The 12,304-nt window shown below is 70.9% G+C and carries 10 protein-coding genes and 1 pseudogene; 7 read left to right on the top strand and 4 right to left on the bottom strand.

The window, feature by feature from the left end:
• Positions 1-303 precede the first annotated feature (303 nt).
• Together AB0K17_RS27980 and AB0K17_RS27975 are read left to right on the top strand one after the other, a co-directional pair.
• Positions 304-1,533: a hypothetical protein gene (locus AB0K17_RS27980; protein WP_365984675.1), complete on the top strand. Its 1,230-nt coding sequence runs from the start codon at positions 304-306 to the stop codon at positions 1,531-1,533.
• A 323-nt stretch (positions 1,534-1,856) separates the two neighbouring features.
• The gene (locus AB0K17_RS27975) at positions 1,857-2,033 is read left to right on the top strand and encodes a hypothetical protein (protein WP_365984674.1); all 177 of its coding nucleotides are present in this window, start codon (positions 1,857-1,859) and stop codon (positions 2,031-2,033) included.
• A 25-nt stretch (positions 2,034-2,058) separates the two neighbouring features.
• Here AB0K17_RS27975 and AB0K17_RS27970 read toward each other — a convergent pair whose 3' ends face one another.
• Both AB0K17_RS27970 and AB0K17_RS27965 read right to left on the bottom strand, forming a co-directional pair.
• On the bottom strand, positions 2,059-2,613 hold the full coding sequence (locus tag AB0K17_RS27970) for a Uma2 family endonuclease (RefSeq protein WP_365984673.1): 555 nt from the start codon (positions 2,611-2,613) through the stop codon (positions 2,059-2,061).
• A gap of 406 nt (positions 2,614-3,019) precedes the next feature.
• Positions 3,020-3,552: pseudogene (locus tag AB0K17_RS27965) on the bottom strand (VOC family protein).
• Positions 3,553-3,880: 328 nt separating this feature from the next.
• Here AB0K17_RS27965 and AB0K17_RS27960 point away from each other — a divergent pair.
• Positions 3,881-4,786 carry a hypothetical protein gene (locus AB0K17_RS27960; RefSeq protein ID WP_365984672.1) on the top strand — a complete coding sequence of 302 codons (906 nt, stop codon included), beginning with the start codon at positions 3,881-3,883 and terminating at the stop codon, positions 4,784-4,786.
• Positions 4,787-5,122: 336 nt separating this feature from the next.
• Here the strand turns inward: AB0K17_RS27960 and AB0K17_RS27955 are convergent, their stop codons facing one another.
• The gene (locus AB0K17_RS27955; protein ID WP_365984671.1) at positions 5,123-6,172 is read right to left on the bottom strand and encodes a YncE family protein; all 1,050 of its coding nucleotides are present in this window, start codon (positions 6,170-6,172) and stop codon (positions 5,123-5,125) included.
• A 130-nt stretch (positions 6,173-6,302) separates the two neighbouring features.
• Here AB0K17_RS27955 and AB0K17_RS27950 point away from each other — a divergent pair, with 130 nt between their 5' ends.
• The gene (locus tag AB0K17_RS27950) at positions 6,303-7,238 is read left to right on the top strand and encodes a LysR family transcriptional regulator (protein ID WP_365984670.1); all 936 of its coding nucleotides are present in this window, start codon (positions 6,303-6,305) and stop codon (positions 7,236-7,238) included.
• Here the strand turns inward: AB0K17_RS27950 and AB0K17_RS27945 are convergent.
• Positions 7,204-9,015, bottom strand: a complete 1,812-nt coding sequence (locus AB0K17_RS27945; RefSeq protein ID WP_365984669.1) for a serine/threonine-protein kinase — start codon at positions 9,013-9,015, stop codon at positions 7,204-7,206. The genes AB0K17_RS27950 and AB0K17_RS27945 overlap by 35 nt on opposite strands.
• Before the next feature lie 275 nt (positions 9,016-9,290).
• Here AB0K17_RS27945 and AB0K17_RS27940 point away from each other — a divergent pair, with 275 nt between their 5' ends.
• From AB0K17_RS27940 to AB0K17_RS27930, 3 genes are all read left to right on the top strand, one after another.
• Positions 9,291-10,709: a family 2B encapsulin nanocompartment shell protein gene (locus AB0K17_RS27940; protein ID WP_365984668.1), complete on the top strand. Its 1,419-nt coding sequence runs from the start codon at positions 9,291-9,293 to the stop codon at positions 10,707-10,709.
• A gap of 26 nt (positions 10,710-10,735) precedes the next feature.
• Positions 10,736-11,875: a family 2 encapsulin nanocompartment cargo protein terpene cyclase gene (locus AB0K17_RS27935; RefSeq protein ID WP_365984667.1), complete on the top strand. Its 1,140-nt coding sequence runs from the start codon at positions 10,736-10,738 to the stop codon at positions 11,873-11,875.
• 28 nt (positions 11,876-11,903) lie between these two features.
• A partial coding sequence (locus AB0K17_RS27930; RefSeq protein ID WP_365984666.1) for a class I SAM-dependent methyltransferase occupies positions 11,904-12,304 on the top strand: 401 nt, incomplete at its 3' end.

Here is a 12,304-nt window from a genome sequence, read left to right as displayed (position 1 = left end):
CCACTGCTGCCGGACAACCGCGCAGTGAACCCTTCGCGCACCTGCTGGACCCTCCCACACGCGGCGACGTAAACGCGGTGACCGGTCCGCCGGCGTGCCGGACAACCACAGCTGTGGCCTCCTGCGGCTCCGCCCGGTCAAACCGGACCTCCGTCAGCCCCTCCGCGGGTATCCAGCCGACCTGGTGCTACGGGCCGGAACGACGCCATGCACGGTCCCCCGCAGTCTGGAGACCGGTCCCCCCTTCGGGTTGGGCCAACACGGACGTCCGGGCTGTTCGGGTGCCGTCCCTGCCTGACCCGGTTGATCACCCGGGCGCGGCGGACCCGCGACGCCGCTCTGGCCCAGGACGCCGAGCGGGCCCAAGCGGAGTCCGCGGCCTGGCTGCCCGTGCGCGAGCGGCATCTCGCCCGGCTCGAGAGTGTGCGGCAGGCCGCAGAGGCCGTGGCCGGGCTGGCCGGGAAGGGTGAGACCGAGGCGCTGCAGGTCGCCTGGCTGCTGGTCTCACTGGAATCGGCGCACGCCTGGATCCCGGACGCACCCGAGCCGCCGGCCTCTGTGGATCGCGAGGACTCGGAGCTGAGGGACGAGGCCTTCCGGCTCGACCTGGCTATGATCACGGCGCGAGAGGCGGTGGCAGACCGGCTCGTCTACCACCTGATCAATGAGGCGCAGCCCGCGGAACCGGAGATGTGCGAGGAACTCGAGTGCCCGGAAGACTGCTCGGGACGCCATGACTCCTCACACATCGACTGCGGGCCCGACGCCGTCTTCGAGGATCTGGCGAGACACGGAATCACCGTGAAACAGCCGGAACCCGAACCCCTGTCGTCTCTGCTCGGGACGCTCTTGGGGCCGGCCGAGGCCGAGGAAGAGCGCTCACCGATTCCGGACATCGAGGAACAGTTCCCCGTTGTCCTGGCCCACTTCGGCATCGACGCGAACGACACGGACGTCCTACTGAGCGCGGCGGCGGTCGGTCTGGTCGCCGACGCCTGGCGTGAAGGGCCGCTCGAGTTGATCCACGCGGCCGACGGCGGGCCGAGCGATGGGGAGATCTTCGCCCAGAGCGTCGATCTGTACCGCAGGGCCCGCGCGGCGCTGGCGGCTGCGCGGGACGACAGGCCCGAGGCGCTGCGCGCGTTCGTGGCCGTCGCCTCGAACGTGGACCTTCCGTGGGCCGGCGGCTCGCGTTTCACGCTGCGGGCCGTGTCCGGATCCGTGACGGAGTTCGTCCAGCACGTCGACGCTCGGGTCCGTTCCACCACTGAGGTGATGCGTGAACAGGGCTGGCGCGCGGCACTGCTGCGTAGAGCCGCCTCGGCCGCGTTCAAGGCCCCCGCCCACTTCGGAATGCCGGGCTGGCCCGGGGCCGCCGCCTCGGCGATGGAGCGTCTGGCCGAGCTGGACCGGTCGGGCGCACCCGAGGCACTGTCCGACCTCGCGGCAGTGGAGGCCGCGTTGCTCGAAGCGCCCGACCGGTTGGGGGCGGATGCCCTCGACTGGATGTCCCGACAGGCCCTGTTCGGCTAACGCGCCGCCACCCGGCCCGCCCGTGCACTGACAGGGTCGGGTCGAGAAAGGGCTCGCACCCGGAAATACCTGGATGCATCCGGCTCGCGGAGAGTCGGTGGGCGGCATTTTCCTACGGGCCCCGGCACCCGAGGACGCCGCACATGGGCGTGGTTCGCCCAGCCTCCGCAGACTGACACCAGTGGTTCACCAGGTATGCGACCTGAAGTGCCAGCCGGGGTGGCGTGAGGTATGGACATGCCCGAAAGCACCAGCAACACACTGGCCGACACCTGTGATGGCACGCGGCGCGATCCTTCTCAGCAGAAGGCGGAGGCAGCGCCATGAAGTGGGACGAAGTGACCCTGGTCATCCTCGCCGCATTCGGCTGCGTCACGCTGCTGCTGGCGCAGATCAGCGAGGTGCTGTCGAGGCTGCCGCAGATCATTCGCGCGTGGCGGCAGGTACGGCAGGAACTGAACGGCGGTACCGACTCCGAAGCAGGGCGGGGCGAGGGTTGATCAAGTAGAAGGTCTTGCTCGGTCCTCAGCTGTAAGGGTTCAGCCGGGAGAGGTCCAGGTCGAACCCGAAGGGTTCGGGGATGCGGACGGTCTCGCCGAACTTCCGGTCGGTGCGCGTGTGGTACCGGTCGTGGTCGGGCTCGGAGAACAGCGTCACCGTGGAGTCGCGGGCGTCCACGATGAGGTAGAGCGGGATACGCATGACCGCGTAGTCCCGCAGCTTGCCCACCCAGTCGTTCTCCGGGTTCGACGGCGAGACGATCTCCACCGCGATGAGCGCGGCATCGGCCGGTGCCGTGTTTCCTTCGCTCTCCATGACCTCCTCGGGCAGATAGGTGAGGTCAGGGTTACGGAGCTTCGCCGCGTGGGGGGATTCCAGGTCGGTATTCTCGGTCGGCATGAAGGCGTCCGGCCGGTGGGCGTCGAACTGCCGACGCAGGTGAAACAGGTTGCGCTGGTGAATGACCGTCGGTGCCGCCTGCATGATGATCGTTCCATCGGTGTACTCGACTTTGACGCCCTTGGGTGCGATCCGCTGGGCTTCTTCGAGCAGTGCGAGGTGCTGGGGGTCGATGGTCACGGTGTCCTCCAAGGGGTGCACGGCCAGCGTATCCACCCGGGATGCGAAAGGCAGGGCAGAGCGGCATCGACGGCGGAATTCCCCCTATGCGCACGTCGACTTCCACAACGGGCCCGGCCCAACCGGAGGCCTCCCCAACAGCCTGCCCCTGGCCCGGTCGGCCCGGCCGGTGCGCCTGGACTCCCTTTCAACCGCCGCATACATACCATCACTCCCACAGCGACCCCGGACGCGGGTTGGACGCTCGGTGGTCCGGCTCTGCATCACAGACCCCCGTGCATAGTCCACCGGAGCACATCGCTTCAGTTCCACGGTAGCTGCCCATACTGATCACGACATCCCGGACGTCGCACCGCAGAACAGGGCCGCGAGCAGCGAGGGCGCGGCCTCAGGCTTTTTGCCCCGGTCAGGCGGCCGGCCTGAGCGGGGCGCTGCTGCGGCCGCTGTCGCGGCCGCTGAGCTCGGCGTCGAGGGTCTCCTGGGCGACCTGCATGACGTGGGTGTACGCGGGGTCCTGCAGGCGCTTCCACATCTCGTCCTCGGAGACGTCCTCGACGCGGGCGACCACCCACCAGATGTTGCCGAAGGGGTCCCTGATGCGCCCGCCGCGCTGTCCGAAGGCGTCGTCGGCGAGCGGGGTGACGATCTGGCTGCCGGCTCGACGGCCCGGGCGAAGGCCCCGTCGGCGTCGGCGACGAACACACGCAGCAGGCTCGGCATCGCGGGCCAGTCCGCGCGCCGGTCGAAGGCCAGCACGACGGTGTCCCCCACCCTGATCTCGCCGTGCCCGACCGAGCCGTCCTCGGTCCGCACGCGGGCCAGCTCCTCGCCCCCGAACGCCTGGGAGACGAAGTCGAGGAATGCTCCTGTGTCGTCGGTGACGACCCAGGGAGCCACGGTGGTGTAGCCGGACGGTGCGGTGTTGGTCTGCTCGGGCATCACGGTTCCTTCCGCCGGTGTCGGTTGCCAACGGCGACGATAGAGGCGATCTAGGTCAGAATCTGTCCGCCTGGTGCCCGACAGGCTCGCGAAGCGGGCGACCAGCTCCACGGATGGATATCTCCGTGAGCCCACGTGATCTCGGGCTGTTGGTGTACTTTCGTGGGCAGCGTTGCTGCGGCAGCGTGTCTCACAACACTCGTGTCCCGGCGCCGAGGTGAGCAGAGGGCTCTTGAGAGTCACCCGCAGCATCAGCGTTTCGTAGCACCTACGGACATTCGATCGGTCTCTCCTGCCGTTGCCGGGCGGCTAGTGGAAGGGGCGACGCATGTCCAGGTCACGCAACGCCAATCGTCTGGCCAAGAGGCTTTGTCGTCAGACAACCCTCAAGCAGTCGACGGCTTCGAGGCTGGCGAAGCAAGTCCGGGTCTATCTCGGATCACCGGTCCCCGACGCATCGGCATCGCACCAACGTCGGCTGGAAGCGCATATCACCCACGTCTTGGCCGACGGCTTTCAGGACCGTCAGCTCAACGGTGCGCTCTTCGGTGTACGGGAGGTAAGAGCGACCGCACAGCACCTGGAGCTGGTCCTGGAGTCCGCAATGGCCGATGAAGTGGTTCATGAACTCCTCCCACGGTTCGACGAGCACTACGGAGGCATTCGCGGTGTGGCCGGCCTGCGCGTTCAACTGAGCAGCCGGGCAATCGTCCTCGGTGATGCGCTCAGCTCGGCTCGCATCGCCGTGACGCGAACCGACGGCCAAGCCTGGCGCCTGCCGACGGCGCGTGACGGCGAAACCCTTCTGGGGGACACGCGAGGCCTTTCGCCGGAAGAGAGGCTTGAGGCCGACGAGTGGGCAGAGTCCATTCCATCCTTCGCCGATGTACCGCTACGTGATCTGTTGTTGAGCCGGCTCCTGCGTCGTCCTGCCCTGGTCAATCGGGCGGCGGAGCCTCACGGCTTCGCCAACTGCTATACACATCATTCGGGTGATCTCGTGATCGAGTGGTGTTGTGGTGACACAGTCGAGGCTCTCTGCGCCACGCTCTTGGCCCATGGATTCATCGACGGCGTGCCGCCGAGTGATGCGGTTGAGCTGGCCTCGCCCCAATCCATCCTGCTCGGTGGCGACATCGTCATCTTGAGGCGGCACTCGACATGTCTGTACGGTCGCAGCCCATTCGGTGTTCAGGAGATCAACGAATACATCCGGGAAGGCTACGAATCGTGACCCCGCTCGTGGCTTTGCTCGGAATCGCGGCTTGCATGGCCCTTGGCCTGGTCGTCCGTTGTGGGCGGGACGTGGCCGTACTCCGTCGCTTGGACCGCCTGATGGCCGGCTGTGACCAGCATCAACGAGTTGAAGTCTGCCGTATTCTTGCCGCTTCGCTCCAAGGGCCCGGGAGGCTGGATCCTCCGGATGCAGGAGCGGATCGCGCGGCTGGAGGGTGACGCACGGCTCAGGCTGCGGCTTCGGCGCCTGCCGGCCAACTCATTGAGTCTCCGTACCGCCGGCCGTTGCCCTCCCATTTTCCTGGGAGGGCAACGGCCGGCAGTCGTTTCGTCCTCAGGCCGCCCGCGGGATGTACGCCAGGCCGTGGGCGCCGGATTCGGCGGGGCGGGGGATGTTCAGGCGGGAGAGTTCGCTGAACGTCTCGAGGTCGACGACGCTGACCGTGGACGAGACGATGCAGGACACGTAGGCGAGCCTGCCGTCGGGGGACGAGGTGATGGTCAGCGGGAAGAGGCCCACCTCCAGCTCGCCGAGGCGTTCGCGGGTGTCGGCGGCGAATGCGGTGAGGCGGCCCGGGAGCTGGCGGCCCAGTTCGGATGCGGGGTCGGGCTCCATGCGGACTTCGCCCACCAGCAGCATGCCCCTCGACGTCAGGTGCACCGGCAGGACGATGTTCTCCGTGGCCAGGGTGTCGACGACGGATGCGGTGACGGCGTCGACGACCCGGATGCCGGGGGCCGCTTGCTTCCCGGGGTGCTGGAAGCCGGCGTAGGGGGCGGCGACGTAGACGTGGTGGCCGTCGGCGGAGACCGCGAGGCCCTCGCTGCCGGGGACCTCGATCTTCGCCGTGAGAGTTCCCTTGTCGAGGTCGACGACCGACACGAACGGCGCCTCCTTGTTCGTGGCGTACCCCGTCCTCCCCTCCGGGTCGATGGCGAACCAGTGCGGGCCGGGTGCGTCGGTGTCGATCCGGCCCAGGGGGCGGCGGGTCCCGGTGTCGATCACCACGACGCCGCCGGGCCGGTCCGCCGAGGACTCGACACTGACGTAGAGGCGACCGCGCGTGGCATCCAGCGCCAGCCCGTGGGGCCCGTGTTCGGGGGCGAGGTCGACGACCTCGACGATGCGGCGCGTGTCGGGGTCGATGGCGGTCAGTTCGGTGCGCCGGCCGCTGTTCGCGTGGTAGTAGCCCGAGTGGTACGCCGTGGTGCACCACAGCAGACGCTGCGTCGGGTCGAAGCACAACTCGTGCGGTTCGGCGGGGACTTCCACCGCACCGAGGAGCCGGTCGTCGGCGGCGTCGAAGAACGAGACCGTCGCTCCGCTCTGGCTGATGACGGCCAGTACGTCGCCTTCTCGGCCGGCACGGGGGTTCTGCTGCATGGAGGGCTCCAAGCTCGGGACTGACTGGGCACCTCCCACTCTCCGCAGCGCGAGCGGCCACAACAATGCAAAGATCGGCATCCTATAGTTGCGTCCCGCGTAAAAATGCAGGTCAGGAGCGTTACTTCCGATGGATCTCAATCTGTTGCGCGTTCTGGACGCCCTGCTCCAGGACAACAGCGTCTCCCGTGCCGCGCAGCGGCTCGGCACCTCCCCCGCCGCGGTCAGCCGTACGCTGGCCCGGCTGCGCCGTGCCGTCGGCGATCCCCTGCTCGTCCGCGCGGGGCAGGCCATGGTCCCCACCCCGCGGGCGCTGGAACTGCGGGACGAGGTGGGGGCGTTGCTGCGCGCCTGCGACGACGTCCTGCGGCCCGGCGCCGGTTTCGACCCGGCGCACCTGCGGCGCACCTTCACCGTGCAGACCACCGACGGGCTCCTGGCCGGCCTGGCCGGGCCGCTGACCGAGCGGCTCCACGTCGAGGCCCCGCACGTCGACGTGGTCTTCCTGCCCGAGGCCCTGGAGGGCGGCCCGGGGCTGCGGCAGGGCTCGGTGGACCTCGAGCTCGGCGTCCTCGGTCACCTGGACCCGGAGATCCGCACCCGGCCCATCGTCCGGATGCCGCTGGTCGGCGTCGCCCGCAGCGGTCATCCTCTTTTCGGTGGGCGGATCGACGCCCGCCGCTTCGCCGCGGCCGACCACATCGGCATCTCCCGGCTCGGCAAGCGCCTCGGGCCCATCGACACCGCGCTCGCCGACCGCGGGCTCCGGCGCCGGGTCGCGGTCGTCGTCCCCAGCCACACCGCCGCGATGATCCTCGCCCGGGACACCGACCTCGTCGCGCTCACCCTGGCCGACTGGCTCCCCGGCGCCATCGCCGCACTGGGGCTGCGCACCTTCCCCGTCCCGCTCGACCTGCCGCCCCTCGACCTCGGGATGGCCTGGCACCCGCGCAACGCGGCCGACCCGGGCCACCGCTGGTTCCGCGACCGCGTGGCGGAGGCGGTGCTGACGGCCGGCGCGGCCAACGCGACTAACAGGGAGTGTCCGAACCCTTCTGACGGCTGAGGTTGGACTCCGACATCCAGCCCGCCGTGTTCGTACCCTCCAGCCGCACGTAGATCCACTTGTGGCCGTAGGCGTTGGTGACGTAGCAGTGGTGCCAGACCTTGGTGTTCAGCTTGGCCGGAGCCTGCGGCGAGCACGCCGCGTACGGCCCCTTGTAGACGTTGAAGTTGCCGTTGACGTAGCTGTACGTGCCCGGGTTGGGGTCCTTGTGGCTCCAACCGGTGCAGCTCTTCGTCACGGTGCTGCTGGGCTTGGCCTTCGGGGAGGCCGACGCGGAGGCGCTGGGCGACGCGCTTGCGGACGGCTTCCCCGACGGTGACGGCGAGAGCACCGGGGACGGGGAGGCGGAGATCATCCCCTCGATGTCACCCGGCCGGGACGACGGGGAGCCGCTGACCGCGGGCGGTGCCACGTACGTCCGGTCGTCCCCGTCCTTGCCGCCGTCCTTGCCCGTCAGGGCGTAGGTGATGCCGCCGCCCGCGAGCACGACCGCGGCGGTCACCGCCGCGACGACGGTACGGCTGCGGCGCCGGGCACGGCCGCCCTCGTCCGGGGCGCTCGGCAGCGGCAGGGCGGGGGCGGGCGGCGGGCCCGGTATCGCCTGCCCGCCGGCGTACGGGGGCTGGGGGTACGGGTGGACGGGCGGGGCCGGTGCAGTGGGGCGGGCCTGCGGGAGGGGCTGGTGGGGCGGCGCCGGCGCGGCGGCAGCCGCAGGGACGTCAGTCGCAGGGGCCACCAGCGTCGCAGGCGGCACCGCACCAGCCGGCGGCACCGCACCACCCGGCGGCACCGCACCAGCAGGAGCCACCGGACCTGCAGACGCCGCCGGCACCGCCGAACCCCCAGAAGCCGCCGGAGCCCCAGAAGCCCCAGCAGCCGCACCCTCGTCCGCCCTGTTCGCCGGTACGAGCTTGACCGTTCCGCCCGCCGCGACCCGCTCCAGCATGCCCCGGGCCTGTTCGGCCGTGGGTCGGCTCTCCGGTCGCTTCGCCATCAGGGCCAGCAGGACGGGCGTGAGGGCTCCGGCCTTGCGGGGTTCGGGCAGCTGCTCGTTGACGATGGCGGTCATCGTGGACCACACGGACGTGCGGCGGAACGGTGAGGCGCCCTCCACGGCCGCGTACAGGGTCATGCCGAGCGCCCAGATGTCGGAGGCGGGGCCCGGTTCCTCGCCCTGGGCGCGCTCGGGGGGCAGGAAGTCGAGGGAGCCGATGATCTCGCCGCTGCGGGTGAGCCGGTCCATGGCGTCGTCGCCGGCGGTGTCCACGGAGGCGATGCCGAAGTCGGTCAGGACGACCCTGCCGCCGCGCTCCAGCAGGACGTTGGCGGGCTTGACGTCCCGGTGCAGGACGCCGGCGCGGTGGGCGGCGTCGAGGGCGTCCATCAGCTTGGCGCCGATGGCCGCGGCCTCGCGGGGCGGCAGGGTGCCGCGCTCGGTGAGGACGTCGTCGAGCGAGGGGCCGTCGACGAGCTCCATGACGATGACGGGCAGGCCGTCCTGCTCGGTGACGTCGTGGACGGTGACGACGCCGGTGTGCCGGATGCGGGCGGCGGCCTGCGCCTCGCGGCGCATCCTCTCGCGCAGGTCGGTGAGCTCGGGTGCGGAGGCGTCGGTGTAGGCGCGCAGGACCTTGACGGCGACCTCGCGGCCGAGCAGTTCGTCCGTGGCCCGGGCGACGACGCCCATGCCACCGCGTCCGATGACCGCGGTGACCCGGTAACGCCCTCCGAGGAGCTTTCCGGTCAGCTCTGTGCCGTTTGTCTCCCCCGACGTCACAGCACTCTCCGTTCCTTCTTGTCCGTCGCCTGACAACCTCGCGCCACAAGGGTAGAGGCACTTGTTTTCGGCCACCCCACGGCCGGCGGCTACGGCCCGGCGAGGCGCGCCGAACCCCGCTGTCCCAAGGGTCCGACTCCTACCAACCGGACATGTCGCCGCCCCGTCACCTGGCCTGATCACTTCAGGTGACCCGCCCGCCACTCGACCAACATCATCTGACGCTGATTCACTTGCGCGTTGCCGATCACCGCCCCGCCCCCGGAGGGACCCGCATGTCCACCGCACTGCCCCCGCAGCGACCCGAGGAGAGCGCCGGCCGGGCGCAGCTCGCGCTCGGGGTCGCCGCCGCGCGGAACCTGGCGACCACGACCAAGAGCGTGCCGCAGATGCAGGGCATCAGCTCGCGGTGGTTGCTGCGGACGCTGCCGTGGGTGGAGGTCAAGGGCGGGGCGTACCGGGTCAACCGGCGGCTGGTGTACGAGGTCGGGGACGGCCGTGTGACCTTCGTGCAGGACGGCGCCGCGGTGCGCGTGGTCCCGGCCGAGCTCGGCGAGCTGCCGCTGCTGCGCGGGTTCGCGGACGACGAGGTGCTGCGGGCGCTGGCCGGGCGCTTCGAACAGCGCGAGCACGCCGCGGGCGAGGTCCTCGCCGAGCGGGGCCGGCCCGTCGACCACGTCCATCTGATCGTGCGCGGCAAGGTGGAGAAGCTGATGCCGGCCAAGTACGGCGAGGACGCCCGGCGGGGCGTGGTGGCCGACGGCGGGTTCCTCGGCGCGCAGGCGGTCGGCCGGGAGCCGGGGACGTGGGAGTTCACGGCCCGGGCACTGACGGCGTGCACGGTGCTGTCCCTGCCGCGGGCGGCGTACGAGGAGGTGGCCGGGCGCAGCGCGGGCCTGCGGGAGCACGTGCGCCTGCGCGAGGCGGAGCGGGCGCGGCCGCGGAACAGGCGCGGCGAGGCGGAGATCGCGCTGGCCTCGGGCCACACCGGTGAGCCGGTCATCCCGGGCACGTTCGTCGACTACGAGCTGGCGCCGCGCGAGTACGAGCTGAGCGTGGCGCAGACGGTGCTGCGGGTGCACACGCGCGTGGCCGACCTCTACAACGAGCCGATGGACCAGATCGAGCAGCAGCTGCGGCTGACGATCGAGGCGCTGCGCGAGCGCCAGGAGAGCGAGCTGGTCAACAACCCCGAGTTCGGCCTGCTGCACAACGCCGACCACAGCCAGCGCATCTCCACCCACTCCGGTCCGCCCACCCCGGACGACATGGACGAGCTGCTGAGCATGCGACGCGGCACGAAGGCGTTCTTCGCGCACCCGAAGGCGATCGCCGCCTTCGGCCGGGAGTGCAACAAGCGCGGGCTGGCGTTCGACACGGCCGACGTGGCCGGGCACCCGGTGCCGGCCTGGCGGGGCGTGCCCATCCTGCCCTGCGGGAAGATCCCGGTCTCGCAGGAGGGCACCTCCTCGATCCTGGCGATGCGGCTGGGCGAGAAGGAGGAGGGCGTCGTCGGGCTGCGGCAGACCGGGATACCGGACGAGTACGAGCCGGGTCTGAACGTGCGCTTCATGGGCATCAACGACCAGGCGATCATGTCCTACCTGGTCAGCACCTACTACTCGGCCGCCGTCCTGGTGCCCGACGCGCTCGGTGTGCTGGAGAACGTCGAGGTCTTCGGCACCCCGTCCTGAAGCCGCCCCAGCCGAAGGAGAAGCCGGTGTCCCTGCTGTCCCGCATGACCGCGCCCGCCGCCCGCCACGAGGTGGCCGGGCTCGTGGCCGCGCTGCTCTCGCCGCCCGGGCCCGCCGCCCGTACCGTGCCGGGCGGGCCCACGGGCCTGGGCACCTCCGCCGCCCGCCTGACGCCCCGCACACCGGCGGCGGCCGGGGGTGCGGGCGCGGGCGTCCCCGAGCTGTACTGCCCGCCCGCCGTGCGCGACGACCCGGCGCTCGCCGCGGAGGTGAACGAGGCGCTCCTGGCGTGGGCCGGGGAGACCGGCCTGTACGCCGGGCGCCTGGAGCGCGTGCGCGCGGCCGACTTCGGGCGGCTGATGATGCTGGCCCACCCCGACACCGACGACCCGGACCGGCTGCTCGCGGCCGGCAAGTGCGCGCTGGCCGAGTGGGCCACGGACGACTACTACTGCGACGACGAGTCGATGGGCTCCGCGCCGGTGCTGCTCGGCGCGCAGCTGGGCCTGGCGTACACGGCCGTCGACCCCTCGCACCTGCCGGCCCGCTACGTGCCGGCCGGTGAGCAGGCCCTGCGCGAGGATCCGGTGCGCACGGCTCTGCGCTCCGGCTTCGCGCACCTGTCCCGGTACGCGGACGCGGCCCAGCTGGGCCGGCTGCGCCACGAGATCGCCGTGCTGTTCGTGGGCTACGGCCAGGAGGGCTCCTGGCGCTCCCAGGGCCGCGTGCCCGCGGTGTGGGAGTACCTGGCGCACCGCCAGATCAACAGTTTCCTGCCCTGCATCGCGCTGGTGGACGTGGTGGGCGGGTACGCGCTGCCCGCCGCCGAGTACGCCGACGCCCGGGTGCGCCGGGCGGTGACCATGGCGTCGACGGCCGCCACGCTCGTCAACGACCTGTACTCGATGGCGAAGGAGGACCACTCCTCCGCCGTGGAGTTCAACCTTCCCGCGGTGATCGCCGCGGAGGAACGCTGCTCGCCCCGCGAGGCGGTCGAGCGCAGTGCGCGGATCCACGACGAGCTGGTGCGCACCTTCGAGGCCGAGGCGGCGGCCCTGGCCGCCGCCGGCTCGCCCGCGCTGCGCCGCTTCCTGGCGGGCGTGTGGGCCTGGCTGGGCGGCAACCGCGAATGGCACAGCGGCAGCTCCCGTTACACGACCCCCTGAAACAGCTGAAACACTCCGAGGAACCCTGATGACCACTGTCCCCGTCCCCTCCCCCGTGCTGCGCACCGCCTACCAGAAGTCGGTGGCCGAGTACTGGAACAACGAGAAGGACCCGGTCAACCTGCGCCTGGGCGACGTCGACGGTCTCTATCACCACCACTACGGGCTGGGTGAGTACGACCCGTCCGTTCTGGAGGGTCCCGAGGAGACCCGGGACGCGCGCATCATCGAGGAGCTGCACCGCCTGGAGTCGGCCCAGGCCGACGTCCTGCTGGACCACCTCGGCCCCATTCGGCCCGGTGACCGTCTGCTGGACGCCGGCTGCGGCCGCGGCGGTTCGAGCATCATGGCCAACGCCCGCTTCGGCTGCGAGGTGGACGGGGTGTCCATCTCCCAGGCCCAGGTCGACTTCGCCAACGAACAGGCCCG

It is taken from the genome of Streptomyces sp. NPDC049585 (assembly GCF_040675615.1).
GTDB lineage: Bacteria > Actinomycetota > Actinomycetes > Streptomycetales > Streptomycetaceae > Streptomyces > Streptomyces luteosporeus.
The sequence above is the reverse complement of the archived record's forward strand: the minus strand, read 5'-3'. Positions and strand labels throughout refer to the sequence as shown.